This window comes from Rhizobium sp. LCM 4573 (assembly GCF_001854865.1).
Taxonomy (GTDB): domain Bacteria; phylum Pseudomonadota; class Alphaproteobacteria; order Rhizobiales; family Rhizobiaceae; genus Neorhizobium.
Genome location: NZ_MDDW01000005.1, coordinates 231151 through 249002 on the forward strand (window position 1 = coordinate 231151; position 17852 = coordinate 249002).

19 protein-coding genes and 1 tRNA gene are annotated in these 17852 nt (G+C 61.0%); 8 read left to right on the plus strand and 12 right to left on the minus strand.

The window, feature by feature from the left end:
- Positions 1-173 precede the first annotated feature (173 nt).
- The gene (gene sthA, locus LCM4573_RS12170; RefSeq protein WP_071006540.1) at positions 174-1643 is read left to right on the plus strand and encodes a Si-specific NAD(P)(+) transhydrogenase; all 1470 of its coding nucleotides are present in this window, start codon (positions 174-176) and stop codon (positions 1641-1643) included.
- Positions 1644-1707: 64 nt separating this feature from the next.
- On the opposite strand, the gene gndA is transcribed toward sthA, so the two are convergent.
- Positions 1708-3141, minus strand: coding sequence for an NADP-dependent phosphogluconate dehydrogenase (gene gndA / locus LCM4573_RS12175; protein ID WP_071006541.1), 1434 nt, complete (start codon positions 3139-3141; stop codon positions 1708-1710).
- A gap of 267 nt (positions 3142-3408) precedes the next feature.
- Here gndA and LCM4573_RS12180 point away from each other — a divergent pair, with 267 nt between their 5' ends.
- The 4 genes from LCM4573_RS12180 (at position 3409) to LCM4573_RS27705 (ending at position 4674) form a co-directional block, all read left to right on the plus strand.
- Positions 3409-3813 carry a polyketide cyclase gene (locus LCM4573_RS12180; protein ID WP_071006542.1) on the plus strand — a complete coding sequence of 135 codons (405 nt, stop codon included), beginning with the start codon at positions 3409-3411 and terminating at the stop codon, positions 3811-3813.
- A 13-nt stretch (positions 3814-3826) separates the two neighbouring features.
- Positions 3827-4183, plus strand: coding sequence for a VOC family protein (locus LCM4573_RS12185; protein ID WP_071006543.1), 357 nt, complete (start codon positions 3827-3829; stop codon positions 4181-4183).
- A 62-nt stretch (positions 4184-4245) separates the two neighbouring features.
- On the plus strand, positions 4246-4515 hold the full coding sequence (locus tag LCM4573_RS12190) for a hypothetical protein (RefSeq protein WP_131818960.1): 270 nt from the start codon (positions 4246-4248) through the stop codon (positions 4513-4515).
- A 12-nt stretch (positions 4516-4527) separates the two neighbouring features.
- Positions 4528-4674, plus strand: a complete 147-nt coding sequence (locus LCM4573_RS27705) for a hypothetical protein (protein WP_274534852.1) — start codon at positions 4528-4530, stop codon at positions 4672-4674.
- Between the two features lie 36 nt (positions 4675-4710).
- Here the strand turns inward: LCM4573_RS27705 and LCM4573_RS12195 are convergent, their stop codons facing one another.
- From LCM4573_RS12195 to LCM4573_RS12230, 8 genes are all read right to left on the minus strand, one after another.
- Positions 4711-5427: a PAS domain-containing protein gene (locus LCM4573_RS12195; RefSeq protein ID WP_071006611.1), complete on the minus strand. Its 717-nt coding sequence runs from the start codon at positions 5425-5427 to the stop codon at positions 4711-4713.
- 171 nt (positions 5428-5598) lie between these two features.
- Positions 5599-6528: a lipid A biosynthesis lauroyl acyltransferase gene (locus LCM4573_RS12200; protein ID WP_071006545.1), complete on the minus strand. Its 930-nt coding sequence runs from the start codon at positions 6526-6528 to the stop codon at positions 5599-5601.
- Between the two features lie 6 nt (positions 6529-6534).
- Positions 6535-7563, minus strand: coding sequence for a zinc-binding dehydrogenase (locus LCM4573_RS12205; protein ID WP_071006546.1), 1029 nt, complete (start codon positions 7561-7563; stop codon positions 6535-6537).
- Positions 7564-7746: 183 nt separating this feature from the next.
- Entirely contained in the window at positions 7747-9033 is a 1287-nt protein-coding gene (locus LCM4573_RS12210) for a beta-ketoacyl-ACP synthase (protein WP_071006547.1), read from the minus strand.
- Positions 9034-9044: 11 nt separating this feature from the next.
- The gene (locus tag LCM4573_RS12215; protein WP_071006548.1) at positions 9045-10250 is read right to left on the minus strand and encodes a beta-ketoacyl-ACP synthase; all 1206 of its coding nucleotides are present in this window, start codon (positions 10248-10250) and stop codon (positions 9045-9047) included.
- A 23-nt stretch (positions 10251-10273) separates the two neighbouring features.
- Positions 10274-10747 (minus strand): 3-hydroxyacyl-ACP dehydratase FabZ family protein, encoded by a 474-nt coding sequence (locus LCM4573_RS12220; RefSeq protein ID WP_071006549.1) that lies wholly within the window; start codon positions 10745-10747, stop codon positions 10274-10276.
- A gap of 21 nt (positions 10748-10768) precedes the next feature.
- Positions 10769-11053: an acyl carrier protein gene (locus LCM4573_RS12225; protein WP_105373468.1), complete on the minus strand. Its 285-nt coding sequence runs from the start codon at positions 11051-11053 to the stop codon at positions 10769-10771.
- Between the two features lie 127 nt (positions 11054-11180).
- Complete coding sequence (locus LCM4573_RS12230) at positions 11181-12140, minus strand: nucleoside hydrolase (protein ID WP_071006550.1); 960 nt, start codon at positions 12138-12140, stop codon at positions 11181-11183.
- A 197-nt stretch (positions 12141-12337) separates the two neighbouring features.
- Between LCM4573_RS12230 and LCM4573_RS12235 the strand changes: the two genes are divergently transcribed.
- Positions 12338-13123, plus strand: a complete 786-nt coding sequence (locus tag LCM4573_RS12235) for a TSUP family transporter (RefSeq protein ID WP_071006551.1) — start codon at positions 12338-12340, stop codon at positions 13121-13123.
- 44 nt (positions 13124-13167) lie between these two features.
- Here the strand turns inward: LCM4573_RS12235 and cobU are convergent, their stop codons facing one another.
- From cobU to LCM4573_RS12250, 3 genes are all read right to left on the minus strand, one after another.
- Entirely contained in the window at positions 13168-13689 is a 522-nt protein-coding gene (gene cobU / locus LCM4573_RS12240; protein ID WP_071006552.1) for a bifunctional adenosylcobinamide kinase/adenosylcobinamide-phosphate guanylyltransferase, read from the minus strand.
- Positions 13690-14817: 1128 nt separating this feature from the next.
- Positions 14818-16299 (minus strand): trigger factor, encoded by a 1482-nt coding sequence (gene tig, locus LCM4573_RS12245; protein ID WP_071006553.1) that lies wholly within the window; start codon positions 16297-16299, stop codon positions 14818-14820.
- A 142-nt stretch (positions 16300-16441) separates the two neighbouring features.
- Positions 16442-16526: transfer RNA gene (locus LCM4573_RS12250), tRNA-Leu, on the minus strand.
- 732 nt (positions 16527-17258) lie between these two features.
- Here LCM4573_RS12250 and LCM4573_RS12255 point away from each other — a divergent pair.
- Together LCM4573_RS12255 and LCM4573_RS12260 are read left to right on the plus strand one after the other, a co-directional pair.
- Positions 17259-17405, plus strand: coding sequence for a DUF1127 domain-containing protein (locus LCM4573_RS12255; protein ID WP_071006554.1), 147 nt, complete (start codon positions 17259-17261; stop codon positions 17403-17405).
- Between the two features lie 278 nt (positions 17406-17683).
- Positions 17684-17827: a DUF1127 domain-containing protein gene (locus tag LCM4573_RS12260; protein WP_071006612.1), complete on the plus strand. Its 144-nt coding sequence runs from the start codon at positions 17684-17686 to the stop codon at positions 17825-17827.
- The last annotated feature ends 25 nt before the right edge of the window (positions 17828-17852 follow it).

Sequence of the window (17852 nt, forward strand, 5' to 3'; positions counted from 1 at the left end):
CGCCCACGTCAAGCCGATTTTTCAGCAAATTTCCCAATGCCTATAATTACGGCAATTTCCTTTCGTCGAGATCGGAAAACATGCAATCAATTGGTTAGGATGACCTGCTATGGATTGACGCGAAACGCCTATTGCAGTGCAGTAGACGCTCTTGTTCGAAAGCGGAGCTTTCCATGAACCATTACGACCTCATCGTCGTCGGCAGCGGACCAGCCGGACGCCGCGCGGCCATCCAGGCAGCAAAACTCGAAAAGAAGGTGCTCGTCGTCGAGCAGGGCAAACGCGTCGGCGGCGTTTCCGTCCACACCGGCACCATCCCTTCCAAGACGATCCGCGAGACGGCTCTCAACCTGTCCGGCTGGCGCGAGCGGGGATTTTACGGCCGCTCGTATCGGGTGAAGCAGGAGATCAGCGCCGACGACCTGCGGCGCCGCCTGCTGATTACCCTCGACCACGAAGTGGAAGTACTGGAGCATCAGTTTGCCCGCAACCGCGTGCAGAGCATCCGTGGCCATGCGAGCTTCGTGACGCCCGATACTATGTTGATCGTCAAGGATGACGGCGAGGAACTGCATGTGCAGGGCACGTCCATCCTGCTTGCGGTAGGCACCAAGCCCTATCGGCCCGAAACCATTCCCTTCGACGGCAAGACCGTAGTCGACAGCGACGAGCTTCTCGATCTCGAGGACCTGCCCCGTTCGATCGTAGTGATCGGCGCCGGCGTCATCGGCATCGAATACGCAACCATCTTCAGCGCCCTCGACATCGCAGTTACCGTGATCGATCCCAAGCCGGCAATCCTCGACTTCATCGACAGGGAGATCGTCGAGGATTTCATCTACCAGCTGCGCGACCGCAATATGAAGCTGCTGCTCGGCCAGAAGGCCGAAAAGGTGGAAAAACTGGACAATGGCAAAGTGTCGGTGACGCTGGACAACGGCCGCCGCGTCCTCACGGACATGGTTCTCTTCTCTGCCGGCCGCATGGGCGCGACCGACACGCTCAATCTCGCCGCCGCGGGCCTCGAGGCAGACAGCCGTGGGCGGCTGAAGGTCAATCCTGAAACCTTCCAGACGTCTGTCCCGCATATCTTCGCGGCAGGCGATGTCATCGGCTTCCCGAGCCTTGCCTCCACGTCCATGGAACAGGGCCGCATTGCCGCCCGGGTCGCCGTGGGCACCATCGCCATGGAGCCGCAGAAATATTTCCCCTATGGCATCTACGCCGTGCCTGAAATATCCACATGCGGCCTGACCGAGGAGGAGGTGAAAGAGCGCGGTATCCGTTACGAAATCGGCATCGCCCGCTTCCGCGAGACCTCGCGCGGCCACATCATGGGCCTCGACACCGGCCTCCTGAAGCTGATCTTCTCGATGAAGACGCGCCGCCTGCTCGGCGTCCATATCGTCGGTGAAGGCGCAACCGAACTGGTGCATATCGGCCAGGCGGTGCTGAACCTCAAAGGCACGGTCGAATACTTCGTCGAGAACACCTTCAACTATCCGACCCTCGCCGAGGCCTACAAGATCGCCGGCCTGGACGCATGGAACCGCATGGGCGAACGACCGAAGGAAGCGCCGGTCGCAACCGCGCAATCGCTCGATCCCGCCACCTCGGATACGAAAAAAGCCGCCTCGAAGTGAAGCGGCTTTCAACGGATTTCCTATGAGCCCGCCTTTCGGCGGGCTTTTTGCTGCCGGCTCGCGCTCAGCTCAGCGTACCGAGGCCGCTGCCCCAGGGGCCGTGATGCTTGTCGACGCCGTCGAGGCGGTCGAATCCGTGCGCGCCGAAGAAGTCGCGCTGCGCCTGGATGAGGTTCGCCGTGCCGCGTCCGCGGCGATAGGCATCGAAATAGGAAAGCGCCGAGGAAAGCGCCGGCACCGGCAGGCCGGAGAGCGCGGCATAGGAGACCACGCGGCGCAGCGCCCCGTCCGTCTCCTTCACCATCTTGGAGAAGGCCGGCGTGACGATGAGGTTCGGCACGTCCGGGTCCTTGGTGAAGGCTGAGGTGATCTCGTCCAGGAACTGCGAGCGGATGATGCAGCCGGCGCGCCAGATCTTGGCGATCGTCGGCATCGGCAGGTTCCAGTTGTATTCCTCGGATGCCGCGGCCATCACCGCGAACCCTTGTGCATAGGCGCCGATCTTGGCGGCGAGCAGCGCGTTTTCGAGATCGGCGAGGAACACCATTCCATCCTTCGGCCGCTCGACCGGCTTCGGCAGGCCGAAGAGCTTTTCGGCAGCCAGACGCTCGGTTCTCTGCGAGGAGAGGATACGGCCGGCGACGGCGGCTTCGATGGCGGTTGCCGCGACGCCCATGTTCTGGGCTTCGATGACCGACCACTTGCCGGTGCCCTTCTGGCCGGCGGCATCGACGATCACATCCACCATCGGCTTGCCGGAGATCGGATCGGTCGCCTTCAGAACCTTCTCGGTGATCTCGATCAGGTAGGAATTGAGCCTGCCCGTATTCCATTTGCCGAAGACGTCGCCGATCTCGGCGGCGCTCATGCCGAGCCCGTCGCGCAGGATGCCGTAGATTTCGGCGATCATCTGCATGTCGGCATATTCGATGCCGTTATGGATGGTCTTGACGAAGTGGCCGGCGCCGTTTTCGCCGAGCCAGGCGACGCAAGGCTCGTTATTGAACTTGGCGGAGATCGAGGTCAGCACGCTCTCGACGCGCTTCCAGCTCTCTTCCGTGCCGCCGACCATGATCGAGGGGCCATGGCGGGCACCTTCCTCGCCGCCGGAAACGCCCATGCCGATGAAGGTGAGGCCGCTATCCTTGAGATTGTCGAAACGGCGCATCGTATCGCGGAAATTCGCGTTGCCGGCATCGATCATGATATCGCCGGCCGTAAGGTGCGGCTTCAGGAGTTCCATCTGCTGATCAACGGGATCGCCGGCCTTGATCATGATGATGATCGGCCGCGGCGGGCGGATGGCGGCGACGAAATCTTCCAGCGTCTCGCAGGGGATGATCTTGCCCTGCAGCTCTCCCGCCTCGGCGTAGAAATTGCGCGTCGCCTCGGGAGTTCGGTTGAAAACGGCGATTTTGTTGCCCTTTTCAGCGATGTTGAGCGCAAGGTTCGAGCCCATGACGCCAAGACCGATAAGGCCGATTTCTGCCTGTTCCACGGATGTGCCTCCTGTTAGAGATTGGGGGCTTTTTGGCACTCTAATCCGCAAACGGCAAGGCGCGCTTCGGATTAAACGATTAAATTTACGCGACACACCGTGTCATGGAGAGAAACGCGCCCGGTCCGCGGGCAATCGCTATGGATTGCTCATTTACAGGGAACAATCCGGCACTTCGGCATCTTATGCGGCAGGTTTGGTCTATTGCCATCGCAACAGGCTTGTTCTAGCTTTGTTCCGGTTCGCATCGAATGTGGAGATTACCCCATGTCGCTCATGTCTGCCCGCATCGTCCATATCGGCATCGATCGGAACTGGAAGGAGATCTATGCCTTTGCCTCGAGGCCGGAAAACATGCCCGCCTGGGCATCGGGCCTCGCTTCGGGATTGGATCGCCAAGGAGAGGACTGGATCGGCGACGGCGGGCCGATCGGCAAGGTAAGGGTGCGCTTTGCTCCGGCCAACGATTTCGGCGTCATGGACCATAGCGTGACGATGGAAAACGGGCTGGTGGTCGAAAACGCCCTGCGTGTCATTCCGAATGGCGACGGAGCGGAGGTCATGTTCGCGCTCCTGAAGCGGCCGGATATGGATGAAGCCGGTTTCGAAGCCGATGCCGCCCATGTGCGGAAAGACCTCGAGACGCTGAAGCGGCTTATGGAACAGCAATGACGGGAGAGAACCGATGAGCAGTAAGGGTGCCGATCGCAAGATCGACTATGTCGAATTCCATGTAAGGGATATCCAGCCGATGAAAGCCTTTTACGGCTCCGTCTTCGGCTGGACCTTCACCGATTACGGGCCGGACTATTGCGAGTTCCAGGATGGCCGGCTGACCGGCGGTTTCGCCAAGGCACATACGGTATCGCCGAAGGGCGGAGCGCTCGTCATCCTCTTCGCCGACGATCTGGAAGACGCCGTCGCACGCGTGGAAAAGGCTGGTGGCAGCATCAGCCGGCCGGTCTTCTCCTTCCCCGGCGGCCGCCGTTTCCATTTCGTCGATCCGGAAGGATACGAGTTGGGCGTGTGGTCGGATAGATGAGCATGCCATTCTGGCGTCCAGGCGGGAAAATATACTACCTTCGTACCTGAATGGAGCGCGTCATGGGCCTGCACAGGCTGGAAATCGGGCTTACGGATGAACTGCTGTCGAGAATCGACCGCGTCTCGACGCAGACCAACCACACGCGAACGGAAGTGGTGATCGAGACCCTCGAGGATCACCTGCCTGAGGAGGTTGATGACTCCCAGGCGGGAATTTCAGCACGAAAAGCGCTTCTGGACGACATTGTAGAGCGTGGCTCCAAACTCGGCAGCGGCCGCTCGCAGGAGGATATCGATCGGCAAATCCGTGAGTTTCGCGGAGATCGATAAGGCGCCGCCGAAATCGGTGCCGAGCTGAACATGAAGCTTCTCGATGCCCTGCACGTCGCGACGGCGGAAGCCCTAAATTGCGGTGTTTTCCTGACGAACGACCGGGGCATTCGCGTTCCGGAGGGGATCGAAATTCACCACCTTTCCCACTCCGGCTAGCCTGGYCGCGCCGAGCTGCAATGCGGATCGAGGCACTCAGGCGGCGCTTGAGCGTCGTCTCCGATCGGCGGTTTCCTGCATTACGACAAGCGCGCCGATGAGCTGCGAAGAACCGGAAAAGCACGGCGACATGCGGCAATGAATGACGATCGTCTGGCCGTTGAGCTGATCTGCATAGGTAAACGCCGCACTTTCGCCGGCGAAACAGCGGTCGAGATTTTCCTTGAACTCCTGACGGAACCGGTGAATGCCGACGAGCTCCGCGATATGCCGGCCGATCAGTGCCTCACGCGGGAGATCGTGACGGCTGGCATTCATCTCGTTGGAATAGAAAACCCGATAGCCGGGCGCAATGACCATCACACGGTCGGAAATGCGGTTGAGGAGAGCGTCGTCCAGAACCCCGCCGACCGTCACGTCGCCGATCGCGGAGCCGGTATCCGCTCCCGGTTGTTCGCGACGCCTGCCGGATTGCTGGATTTCGGGAGAAACATAGCGCTCCACCAACGTCTGCAGCAGATAGCCGTTCCGCCGCACGCAGCCGCCGTCGTCCGCTTCTTCGTTCAGGAGATCCAGTGCGAACTGGAATTGTGCCTGGATACTGGCCGGGTCGCTTGCCTGACTTTCGAAAATCGCCTTCAACAAGGGGTCGAGTTCGCGATCCAGCCGTGCCATGGCCGCCGCATCGCCGCGATCGATTGCATTGAGCAGCTCGGCATGTTTGGACCAGAAAAGGTCGATCAAGGCTTGCACGCCACCATCCTCCAAGAAATAGCAGGAGATGCCGCTCTGCGGCAAACTCTCCAGAGGAATCGCCAGTTTCCCTACTCTAACGTGCTGCAAACTGTTTGAAAACAGCGCCTAAGACGGGCCTCTCGCAATGCAACCTCAGCAGATCGCAAGAGCGAAAGTTGGGCTGGCTGCTCAGAGAGTTTTCTTGATCGCCCAGCGATCGTGATACCAGAGCCATTGTTCCGGATATTCGCGCACCCAGCTTTCCACCTTGTCGTTCAGCATCTGCGCCGTGGCCTCCACGTCGAGATTACCGCGTTCATCGCGCGGAAGCTCGACCCGCGGCTCGATCTCCAGCCGGTAGCGATTGTCCGGAAGGCGGATGCAGCGGGCCGGATAGACCTCGCAATTGAACTGGCGGGAAAGCTTGGCGAGCAGCGGATTGGTACGCACCGGCCTGCCGAAGAAAGTGGTCGTAAGGCCCTTCTTGAATTTCTGATCGACCAGAACGCCGACGCCGCCCCCAGCTTCCAACCGCCGCGCCAGCGCGAACGAGGAGCCGGCATGGGAGGGAACCAGCTGCCCCATGCGGGCGCTGCGGAACGAGAAGACCTTGTCCGCGATGTAAGGATTGTTCGGCGGCCGGAAGAGCACCATCACTTCCAGCCCGAAGGCCTTGCCCGCGACCGGCAGCAGTTCGAAATTCCCGGTATGGGCGGTGAAGACGATGAAGGGTCGCGGATTGTCGCGCAAGTCCAGGAAGATCGGAATGCCGGAGACTTCCACCCTGCCCGGCTTCTGGCTCTCCGGGTCGAAGTCGAAAAGCCGGTCGAGGAAGACGTATTCGGTCGCTAGGCGCCCCATGTGGCCCCAGCTCGCCACCGCGATCTCTTCGAGCTCGCTCTCGCTTTTCTCGGGAAAGGCGTTGCGCAGATTGGTGAGCATCAGCTTGTGGCGGGGCAGATGCGGGCCAACCTTGCGCGCGAGCCGGTCGGCGAAGCGGATCGCGGGATCGGCCGGAAACACCTTCAGGAGATTCAGGAACCCGAACGCCGCCTGCGCCACCGCCCATTGCTGGAAGTTGCGAAGCGCCAGAACGATCCGGATCAGAAACATCTTCACGGGCGATCAGTCCATACGCAGTATGATCTTGCCGAAGACCTGGCGGGTCTCCATGCGCGCCAGCGCCTTGTCGATTTCATCGAAGGTGACTTCCGTATCGATGACGGGATGAACGATCCCCCGCGCCATCTTCTGCATGGCATCCGCCATGTTCTCCATCCGGCAACCGAAGGAGCCCAGCAGCTTGAGCTGCTGCTGGAAGAGCATCATCAGATTGATTTCGGTCGAAACGCCGGAAGTCGATCCGCAGGTAACGAGCCGCCCTCCCCGCTTGAGCGAGAACATCGAACCCGCCCAGGTATCCTTGCCGACATGTTCGAAGACGACGTCGACGCCCTTCTTCTTGGTGAGCTTGCGCACCACGCCCTCGAAGCGATCGGTGCGGTAGTTGATGACGTGATCGGCACCGAGCGCCTTGGCGCGTTCGATCTTGTCATCGGAACCGACTGTGGTGATGACCGTGCAGCCGATCTTCTTGGCAAGCTGGATCGCCGCGGTGCCGATGCCGGAGCCGCCCGCGTGCACGAGGATCGTTTCGCCGGGTTGCAGCTTGGCGTTATCGAAAAGCATATGCTCGACGGTACCGAAGGTCACCGGCGCCAGTGCCGCGCCGACGGCGTCCACGCCCGGAGGCGCCGGTACCAGCAAACGCGCCGGCAGGTTGGCTTTCTCCTGCGCGAAACCGTCGAGATGGAAGCCATGCACGCCGGAGACGTTCTCGCAGAGATTGTCCCGCTTCTCGCGGCAAGGCTTGCAGAGGCCGCAGGTGCGCGCGCCGTAGATCGACACGAGCTGGCCGGGCAGCACGTTCGAAACGCCGGGACCGATCGCCTCGACGACGCCGGAAGCTTCCGCCCCGATCGTCAGCGGCATCTTCCGCTTGGCGAATGCCATGCCGCGCCAGCCCCATACATCGATATGGTTGAGTGCCACGGCCTTGACGCGCAAGGTCACTTCGCCCGGACCCGGTGCTTCCGGTTCCGGAATATCCACGGCCTCGAGCCTGCGGTCGTCGATCAATTGCAAAGCGCGCATGGTTTCACGTTTCCTTCCGGATTCATCAGGTCGGCGTGGCCCTGTCATACACCAAATGGCATGCCCATCCTCGGGGTAAACCCGAGGACGTCCCGAGCATCTACCGCACCTTCGTTCTTTTATCGACGTTGGTAGCTCCTCGGCACGGGGGCCGAGGATGACGTCTTATTCGTGGCGGTGGCCTTAGACCGGTTCCAGCGTCATGACAAGGCTGGCGTTCTGCCCGCCGAAGCCGAAGGAATTGGAAAGCACGGCATTGACCTGCGCGTCCCGCTTCTTGGCCGGCACCACGTCGAGCTCAATCGTCGGATCGGGATTGACGTAGTTGATGGTGGGCGGCAGCGTGCCGGTCAACATGGTCTGGATCGAGAACACGGCCTCGACGGCGCCCGCCGCGGTAAGCGTGTGGCCGATCATCGACTTGTTGGAAGAGACCGGAATACCCTTCAGCCTGCCACCGAAGACGGCAAGCATGGAGCTGTATTCCATCTTGTCGTTTTCCGGCGTCGAAGTGCCGTGCGCATTGATGTAGCCGATACCGCTCTCATCCATGCCCGCATCGCTGAGTGCCGCGCGGATCGTGGCGATCGCCRGCCCGCCGTCCGGCGAGGAGCGCGTGCGGTGGAAATGGTCGGCCTTCTCGCCGCAGCCTTTGAGGATACCGAGCACCTTGGCGCCACGTGCGATCGCGGCCTCGAGCGATTCCAGCACCAGCGTCGCCGCGCCCTCGGCGATGACGAAACCGTCACGATCCTTGCTGAACGGCTTGGAAGCCTTTTCCGGCGGGTCGTTCTGCGTGGAAAGGGCCGAAAGAAGCGAGAAGCGGATGAGCGCCTCTGCACTCACCGAACCGTCCGTGGCGACCACCAGCGAGCGTTCGGTGCGGCCCTGCCGGATCGCCTCGACACCGAGCTGGATTGCCGTGGCGCCCGAGGCGCAGGCCGTGGAAAGAGTTACCGGCAGGCCGCGCGTTCCGAATTTGTCCGCAAGACGCTCCGAAATGGAGCCGAACTGCACAGCCTCGAGGAAGACGGGATCAGGGCGTTCGCGCATGGCCGCCAGGAAGCGGTCATAGACATCTCCCGGCTGCTTCGAGGCAGGCGCACGGTCGGCGAGCGCGAAACGGTCGGACCATTCCGGCTCGACAGGCGGCGCGGCAAGGAAGAGCGGCCCCTCGAAATCGCCGGAAAGACCGGCCTGGGCAAGCGCCTCCGTCGTCGTCTCCCGCGCAAACGCATAGGAGCGCTCCACGGCGTTTTCCGCCGGAACCGAGATGAAATCCACCGTGCCGCTGATGCGGGTGGAAAGCCCGTCGGTCGGGAAGCGGCTGATCTTGTGGATGCCCGACGTACCGGACGTCAACGCGGCCCAGTTGTCCGCAAGCCCCTGGCCGAGCGAGGTGATGACGCCCATGCCGGTGACCGCCACGATCGGCCGGCCCAGGTGATCCTTGAAGCGATTGTCGCTCATAACGCTCTCCTTCACGCGTCCGCCGAAAGCACTGCAAGGCCTTCGCCGCGCGTATAACCGACGGTCGTCACCACCGCATGTTTCGCCGGTGCCGGCATCGGCTGCTCGTTTGCCGGGTCGAATGCCGGAACTTTTGCGCCGCCTTCAAGGCTGAGAGCCGCAAGCGCGAGCCCCAGCGGAAACTGCGCTTCCATTCCGTGCCCCATCACACCGCCATAGCCGCGGATCGTGGAACCCGGAAATTCCTTTTCGAGAACCGCCTTCTCGCGGGCGACCAGGTCCACAACGCCGCTTGCTCCGGAGAATACGACCGTCTCCGACGCCGTGGCATCCGATGTCAAACCGGCAAGACGGGTAAGGCGCTTTTCCAGTCTGCCCTCATCGCGATTGCCGCGGTCGCCTTCGATCGCGTCGATCACGGCGTAGATATGCGCGCCACGCGCCTCCGCATGAGCACGCGATTCCAGTACCAGGAAGGCACCGACGGAACCCATGATCATGCCGCCGCCATTCTCGTCGGAGCGCGACCAGAGAGGATGCCATTCGCCGGTCGCATGTGCGCGGATGCCCTCGACCAGCAGGATGATGTCGGCGCGCTCGGCAACGAAGGCGCCGCCCACGAGACTGTGGGTGGACTGGCCGGCCTTGATCCGATGGAACGCCGTCTCCACCGCCGAGATGCCGGCCGCCTCCTCGCCCATAAAGGTGCGGGAAGAACCGGTCACCTTGTGGACGATGGAGATATTGCCCGCAAGCAGGTTCGAAAGCTGGGCAAGGAAGAGCGTCGGCCTAAGCTCGGTCGTGAGCTTCTCGTTGAGGAGGATTTCACGGTCGTTGCGCTTCAGCGCCTCGTCAACGATCAGCGAATCCACGTTGATGTCGCGTTCGCCGCCGCCGGCCGCCACGATCATGTCCATGGAGGCGCAGGCGTCCGCATCCGTCTTCAGGCCGGCATCGTCGAGCGCAAGCCCTGCGGAAAACACGCCGAGACGCTGCCAGTTCTCCATCTGGCGCTGGTCGCCACGCTTGGCGATCTGCAACGACCAATCGATTTCCGGCATCGGATGGACCGGATAGGGCGCGAAACGCTCGGTATCCACATTCGGTACGCCGGCCTGCGAAGCGGAAAGAAGCGCTGCATGCGCTTCCTTGCCCACGCCCTGGCAGGTGACGATCCCGATCCCGGTGATCACGACATCATTGTCTGACTTGCTCATCTTGTCCTCTTGAACGGACCGCGTCAGGCTCCCGCACGGAGCGCATTCATGAGCCCGACCTCTTCGGCACGCTTGCGCACGATATCCGCAAGCGGCACTTCGCTGAACGGCATGGTGCGCAGCTTCAACTGCGCATCGCAGATCTTCTTGCCGGCCGAGGTTATCTTCGCCTTGGTCACGGCATAGCCGGATCCCTCATGCTCCAGAAACGCCTCGATGTCGAGCACCGCATCCGGTTCCACGAAGGAGCGCATCTTGGCCCCGTCGACGGACATCAGGAAGGGCATGGCGGCGAACTCGGTGGCGGCGAGCACGAGGAAACCGGAAGCCTGGGCCATGGTTTCGATCAGAAGCACGCCCGGTACCAACGGCATTCCGGGGAAGTGCCCCTCAAACACCGGGCTCTTGGAAGGCACGACGGATCGCGCCTTCAAAGTCCGTGTCCCACGATCGACCGTTTCCACACGGTCGATCATCTGGAAATATTCGAGCAGCATGAAGTTATCGGCAGGCCCTTGTCAGGCCTTGGCCGCCCTCAGCTCATCGATCTTCGCGCAGAGATTCTTCAGAACGAAGTATTCCTCGGTGGAAACCTTGCCTTCGTTCACTTCCTGCGTCCACTGTTCCAGCGGAATCTTGATGCCGAACTCCTTGTCGATCGCGAAAACGATGTCCAGAAAGTCCAGGCTATCGATCCCGAGATCGTCGATCGTGTGGCTTTCCGGCGTGATCGTCTCCCGGTCGATTTCGCTGGTTTCAGCGATAATGTCGGCAACTTTGTCAAATGTAGCAGTCACGCCCATGTCCTCTGAATGATAGAAAAATCAGGTTCCACATAGGGAAATCAATTCCAAATGCCAATGGCTTCCGGCGATCTGGTGAAAATTTGCCGCGCAATGTTGCCCAAACAGCAATCGAATGCGGCGCTCTTCAGGCGGCTCGGCCCTCCACGATCGCGGCCCGGATGACCTCCAGCACCTTGTCGGCCTGGATATCGGTGCAGACGAGCTGGCTCGGGTGCCCGTCCCAGTCACCCGGCGGGAATCGCTTGCCGTCCGGCTTCTGGATCGTCTGCCCATCGGCTATCCCGCCGCAGACCACGCGGATCGGGCCGCTGCGGGTCTTGAAAAGATCCGGCGCCACCAGATAGACGCAGGCGCAACTGTCGTGCACCACCATGCCGTCGCCGACGCGATGCTTGTAGAAATCGATGTAGAACTGCGAGAGATCGGAAAGAAGCTGTACGTCCTTGCCGCCGGTCACGGCCATTTCGGCGAGATAGCCGCTCGTCATCACCGTTTTCAGCGTGACGTCCAGCCCCACCACGGTCACCCGCCAGGGTGCTGTAAAGACGAGATCGGCCGCTTCCGGATCGCCGTGGATGTTTGCCTCGGCGGCCGGGCTCGTATTGCCGTTGACGTCGAAGGCACCGCCCATGACGATAACCTCCTTCACCAGCGCGGCGAAATCCGGGTCGGCTTTCAGCGCGAGAGCCAGATTGGTCATGCGGCCCACCGCGATCAGCGTCACCTCACCCGGCTGGGCGCGCACCGTGTCGATGATGAACTGATGCGCCGGTCGCGGATCGAGCGGACGGTCGATGGTTTCGGGGATGTCGATATCGCCGAGACCGTTCTCGCCGTGGATGAAAGTCGGCCAATGGCCTTCGGGACGTGCGGGATCGAACGTAACGCCAGCCCCCTTGGCGACAGGAGCCGAAATGCCCCATTGCTGGGCCAGGAACTGGGCGTTGCGGGTCGTGAAGCCGATCGGCGCATTGCCGAAAACCGTGGTGATGCCGATAAGGTCGATTTGCGGGTGCCGGCGCAGGAAAAGCAACGCCATTGCGTCGTCGATGCCGGGATCGGTGTCGAATATGACCTTGTGCATGATTGTCCGTGTCCTGATCGTGGGGTGGCCCGCGCCTTCACGGCGCCGCGGCAACATAGCGCCAAACGCGCGCACCGCAATCCCGCACGTCATCCGACCGGCAGGTCCTGGATCAGGCATGCGAGGATCGGGCTTGCCGTCGCGCCCGTTCGGTGCCACAAGCGCTCGCGCCTCCCCTTCTCCACCGAGTTCCCGCCTTGGACGATCTCGCCTCCCATCTCGTGCTTCTGCTGTTCCTTGCCGCCTTTGCGGCCGGTTTCATCGATTCCATCGCCGGCGGCGGCGGGCTCATCACGCTCCCCGCCATGCTGCTCGCCGGCATACCGCCGCTCGAATCGGTCGCAACCAACAAGCTGCAGGCTATCTTCGGCGTCGCTTCCTCCACGATCGCCTATTCCCGGCGCGGCCATGTGAACCTGAAAAGCCAATTGCCGATGGGCGCCATGGCCCTGGCGGGCGGCGTCATCGGCGCGCTGCTGGCAAAGATGYTGCCCGCCACCTTCTTCGCCGCGGCAATTCCCTTCCTGTTGATCGCGATAGCCCTGTTCTTCGCACTGAAGCCGAACCTCCACGATGCCGACAGTCACCGAAGGGTGACACCCTTTGCCTTCGGCCTCACCTTCGTGCCGCTGATCGGCATCTATGATGGATTGTTCGGGCCGGGCGCCGGCTCCTTCTACATGCTCGGCTTCGTCATGCTCGCCGGCTTCGGAATGCTCAAGGCCACCGCCAACACCAAGCTGCTCAATCTCGGCTCCAATTTCGGTGCGTTTCTGGTCTTTGCCATAACCGGAGCGGTGCTGTGGAAAGTAGGGCTGGTAATGGGCCTCGGTCAGTTCCTCGGCGCACAGGCAGGGTCCAGGCTGGCAATGAGAAACGGCGCCAAGCTCATCAAGCCGCTCCTGGTCATCTCTTGCCTCGCGCTTGCAGCCAAGCTGATCGCCGATCCGGCGCATCCGGTTCGAATCTGGCTGGGCTTCTAGAAAACCGTCAGCAGGATCGCGCTCGGCGCGATCGGCAGAGGGCCTTACCCCTTCATCCTGAGCGGCAGGCCGGCCGCGACGAAGAACACCTCATCTGCCACCACGGCGATCCGCTGATGCAAGCGGCCGGCATGGTCGCGGAACTCCCGCGCCATCCGGTTCTCCGGCACGATGCCGAGCCCGACTTCATTGGACACCAGGATCAGTCTCGAGGAAAGCCGGCCGATGAGTTCCGCCAGTTCGGCGCCCGTCGCATCGATGTCGCGCCCTTCCATCATAAGGTTGGTGATCCAGAGCGTCAGGCAATCGACGAGGATGACGCGGCCCGGCTGGTCGATCGCGGCGAGATGCGAAACGAGATCGAGAGGCACTTCATGTGTCGTCCAGCCTTCGCCGCGATCCTCCCTGTGCCGCGCGATGCGTTCCCGCATTTCCTCGTCAAAGGCTCGGCCGGTGGCGAGATAATGCCGCTCAAGACCACTGTCGCGCGCAAGCTTTTCGGAAAACGCGGACTTGCCGGAACGCGCGCCGCCGAGAACGAGAATCGCATGGCCTGTATCTGTCATGGGAGCTTTTCGGCCGAATCGGAAAACATGCCGCTGGAAAAAGGAAAGGACCGGACGATTCGTAGATCAGGAGGCGTCCGGCCCTGTTGGATGATGAACTTCGCTGACTCGCAACGATACGCCCAAAATGTGGGGCCTGACGCGGACCAAGTCAATCCGGAGGATTTTGAAAAGGCCACGCGGGGCTCGAAACCCGTCCGGCTGCGGAAGACAACACGGCTTCCGATAACAAAGGCGACCGGTACGCACTACCCAACCCGGCGCCATGCGACCAACCGGCCGCGTTGAAATCTTTAGCGCCACATTCTTACCGGAACGTTTACCGGGAACATTTTAGCCGAAGGATTTTTGGTTGTGGACCGAGGCAGCCCGCTCCAACCCACTCTTCATCATCTTCGCTCGCGGATTTAACCCGAGGGGTGACCTGAATATCGCAGCGCAAACACGACAAATCGGCATATGAGCACCGCCTTTTCGCGAATGGCGCGTCCCGCGGGGACGAACCACACCCGATCTCAATTCCATCAAACACTTATCACTTTTCTCATCCCCGCTCTCTCCATCCATGCCTACAATTGCCCCGCTTCCGTCGCCGGAGTGTTTCGCGAGACGTTCGCGGGCAGGCGGGAGCCGGCGCTTCCATCGGAACCGTAACGTGCGGGGAAGGTGGAAGGGGTGAAAACCATGGAAAGGCGCGCCGAAAGGCAACCCTTCCTATCAAACCTCCCCCTGGCCGCCAGGCCAGGTTCGGTTGAGCCGTGCAAGTGTGGCGACAAACGCATGATCCCGAAAAGTGTAAGCGGTTTTCGGAGAAGATCATGCGCAATAACCACACGCAGCGAGGCGAGGCGTTTCACCTGTAGGGGCCGGAAGCCCCGAGAGAACGCCGAAGGCCACGCGAATGCGGAGCCACTCAACTAAACAATAGCGAGGTTCCGCATTCGTGTGGGCTCTCCGATACCCGTTCCTTGAAACCGCAGGCATCGCGCGCCGTGCGGGTGTGGACGCATGCCCTGCTTCCGGATGCGCGATCCGGGAGAATATGCCCTGCCCTCCGGAAAGCCTGACCATGAAAAAAGCCGGGCGTTTCCGGCCCGGCTTTTTTGATTTCGACGAAAAGACCGAAGGTTATTCGGCGCTGTCCTCAGCGGCCTTCTTCTTCGGTGCAGCCTTTTTCTTCGGAGCTGCGGCTTCTTCGCCTTCGCCAGCTTCGGCCTTGGCGGCAGCCTTCTTCTTCGGCGCAGCCTTCTTGGCAGGCTTGCCAGCTTCTTCGCCCTCTTCGTCGGCGAGCAGCTCTTCCTTCGTTACCGTCTTGTCGGTCACGTTGATTTCGGAGAGCAGCTTATCCACGACCTTCTCTTCGAAGATCGGAGCGCGCAGCGAAGCGGAAGCGCCAGGGGTGTTGCGGAAGAAATCGAGGATTTCCTTCTGCTGGCCCGGGAACTGCTGGAGCTGTGCATAAAGCGCGCGCTGCATTTCCTCTTCGGTCACTTCCACGCCGGCCTTCTCGCCGATCTCCGAAAGAACCAGGCCGAGGCGGACACGACGCTCGGCGAGCTTGCGGTATTCCGCGCGAGCTTCTTCCTCGGTCGTCTCCTCGTCTTCGAAGGTCTTGCCGGACTGCTGGAGATCCGTGTTGATCTGACGCCAGATGTTCTCGAACTCGGCATCGACCAGGCCCTGCGGCGTGTCGAACTTGTACATCTCGTCGAGCTGGTCGAGGATCTGACGCTTGACCTTCTGGCGGGTGATGTTGCCGTACTGGCTTTCGATCTGGCCGCGGACGATCTCCTTCAGGCGCTCGACCGATTCGATGCCGAGCTTGGTGGCGAGTTCGTCGTTGATCTCGATCGCGCCGGGAGCGGCAACGTCCTTGACGGTAACGTCGAAGGTCGCTTCCTTGCCGGCCAGGTTGGCGGCCGGATAGTCTGCCGGGAAGGTAACCGTGATGGTCTTCTCGTCACCGGCCTTGACGCCGACGAGCTGGTCTTCGAAGCCGGGGATGAAGCGGCCCGAGCCGAGAACCAGTTCTGCATCTTCTGCGGCACCGCCGTCGAAGGCAACGCCATCGACCTTGCCGAGATAGTTCATGGTGACGCGGTCGCCGTCGGCGGCCTTGCCCTTCTTGGTCTCGTAGGTACGGGCGCTTTCGGCGATCTTCTCGATCTGCTCGTTGACTTCCTCGTCGCCGATCTCGACGACTTCGCGCACGACCTTGAGGCCGTCGGTCGAYTTGAGCTCGATCGGCGGGATCACTTCATAGGACAGCGTAAATTCGAAATCGGCCTGAGCGTTCAGGATCTTTTCGGCTTCGGCCTCGTCCTCGGTCATGGAGATCGAAGGCTGGGTGGCGGACTTTTCGCCGCGCTCCGAGAGGATCTTGGTCGGGCGCTCGCGGACGATCTCGTTGACGAGGTCGGCCATGATCGACTTGCCGTACATCTTCTTGAGATGCGCGACCGGCACCTTGCCCGGACGGAAGCCGTTGATGCGGACCTTGTCCTTGGCGTCGGCGAGGCGAACATTGAGCTCCGCTTCCATATCCTTTTTCGGGATAACGACCTTGATTTCGCGCTTCAGCCCTTCAGCGAGCGTTTCGGTAACCTGCATGTCTATACCTTCATATCGTGGCGGCGGTGCTCAGACAGCCGTTGTTTGCATCGAGCACGACGCCGGAACTAGTGACCGGTCGCGGTCTTCTGGAACGCCGGTCGCAACCGAAAATCGTTCGCAACTGCGCTCCCGGCGGCCCTGGTGCGGGTAGAGAGACTTGAACTCCCACGCCTTGCGGCACCAGAACCTAAATCTGGCGTGTCTACCAATTTCACCATACCCGCGCTCCAAACCGCATCGAAAATCCTCGCATCGAGGCCTTCCGGAGCGCGCGTCTCTATATCACCCGTTTCGGCGAGCGCAAAGGGAAAATGACGGTTTTTTGGCACCGGCGGAAAGGCGGGAAAGAAGCGCCTGCTAGAACCGCATTTCAACCTTCTTTTGCATAGCCGTCAAAATACCCGCGTTAACTTTTTATTTATTTCTAAAGTTTAATGTCAGGCAATGGGGAAAGCCATGCGGCGGTTGCAGGCGATCCGTGAGGATCGCCACACTGCACAACCACCGACCAACTCCCTAATTTCGCATGAAGAAGGCTGAGATATCGGAATACGTCGTGGCGGAGTGGCAGTCCGCCGCATTGAACCTGCCCTCGGATTTTCCGAGTATCGGGAATTCGGATTGCGCCCTCCTCCTCCCAGCGCATTCCGATCAAGACTGGCGATCCTCCTCCTCCCAAATCGCCAGTCGTTACGCGTAACGCCCACCGGATCCTCCTCCCCCGGTGGGCGTTATCTTTGCGGACGTTATCTTTTCTCGCCATCCTCACCCTCCGGCTCAGACCTGCCCAGACTTTAACCAATTGGTCATAACTGCGGCCTGCGGGATGCATTCTTTGCATAGGTGGCATACCGAATGGGCGCTGTTACTTCTTCGCGGCGCAACATATATAGCCGCCATGAGATTGAAGCGGCGCCGAAAAGGCTGCCGACTTACTTGGAAAGAAGAGGCAGACCATGAACATCGCACGCACTTTCAACAACTGGCGCAAGTATCGCGAGACCGTATCCGAGCTGGGCCGTATGACGGATCGCGAACTCAGCGACCTCGGCATCGGCCGCGCCGACATCCGCCGCGTTGCCCGCACCGCCGTCGGTTTCTGATCGATACAGCCATCAAGCATGAAGAAAGCGCTCCTCTCGGGGCGCTTTTTTGTTTGCGCGCTCGGCGGCTATAGCAAAACTGCCGCCCCCTTTGTGCGACATACTTCGGCAGGCGCTGCCGATAATTTATTCAAAGGCGCAAATTTCGCCAATCCTATGCACATTTGCATGGCAGTCGCATATTTTTTGCACTGCACTCCCTTATTATTCAGTTGTATAAGGCCGCCATCGCCGAGCTCGATAACGAGCATCGGTTGGACGTTCTTGAGGAAACAAAGATGAACCCGCTTCGCATGGCAAAGGCCTGGATCAACTACAGGCGGACTGTGAACGAGCTGAGCAACCTGTCCAATCAGGCGCTCAACGACATCGGTCTGACCCGTTACGACATCCGCCACATCGCGGCCCGCTCCTTCCGCTAATCCGTTTTGACGGACGGCGCGGAGC

Bases quoted from the DNA above. Each gene is read 5' to 3' on its own strand.
- sthA (WP_071006540.1), top strand. From the start codon at position 174: ATGAACCATTACGACCTCATCGTCGTCGGCAGCGGACCAGCCGGACGC.
- LCM4573_RS12180 (WP_071006542.1), top strand. From the start codon at position 3,409: ATGTCGCTCATGTCTGCCCGCATCGTCCATATCGGCATCGATCGGAAC.
- LCM4573_RS12185 (WP_071006543.1), top strand. From the start codon at position 3,827: ATGAGCAGTAAGGGTGCCGATCGCAAGATCGACTATGTCGAATTCCAT.
- LCM4573_RS12190 (WP_131818960.1), top strand. From the start codon at position 4,246: ATGGGCCTGCACAGGCTGGAAATCGGGCTTACGGATGAACTGCTGTCG.
- LCM4573_RS12205 (WP_071006546.1), bottom strand. From the start codon at position 7,563: ATGCGCGCTTTGCAATTGATCGACGACCGCAGGCTCGAGGCCGTGGAT.
- LCM4573_RS12215 (WP_071006548.1), bottom strand. From the start codon at position 10,250: ATGAGCAAGTCAGACAATGATGTCGTGATCACCGGGATCGGGATCGTC.
- LCM4573_RS12220 (WP_071006549.1), bottom strand. From the start codon at position 10,747: ATGCTGCTCGAATATTTCCAGATGATCGACCGTGTGGAAACGGTCGAT.
- LCM4573_RS12225 (WP_105373468.1), bottom strand. From the start codon at position 11,053: ATGGGCGTGACTGCTACATTTGACAAAGTTGCCGACATTATCGCTGAA.
- LCM4573_RS12230 (WP_071006550.1), bottom strand. From the start codon at position 12,140: ATGCACAAGGTCATATTCGACACCGATCCCGGCATCGACGACGCAATG.
- cobU (WP_071006552.1), bottom strand. From the start codon at position 13,689: ATGACAGATACAGGCCATGCGATTCTCGTTCTCGGCGGCGCGCGTTCC.
- LCM4573_RS12255 (WP_071006554.1), top strand. From the start codon at position 17,259: ATGAACATCGCACGCACTTTCAACAACTGGCGCAAGTATCGCGAGACC.
- LCM4573_RS12260 (WP_071006612.1), top strand. From the start codon at position 17,684: ATGAACCCGCTTCGCATGGCAAAGGCCTGGATCAACTACAGGCGGACT.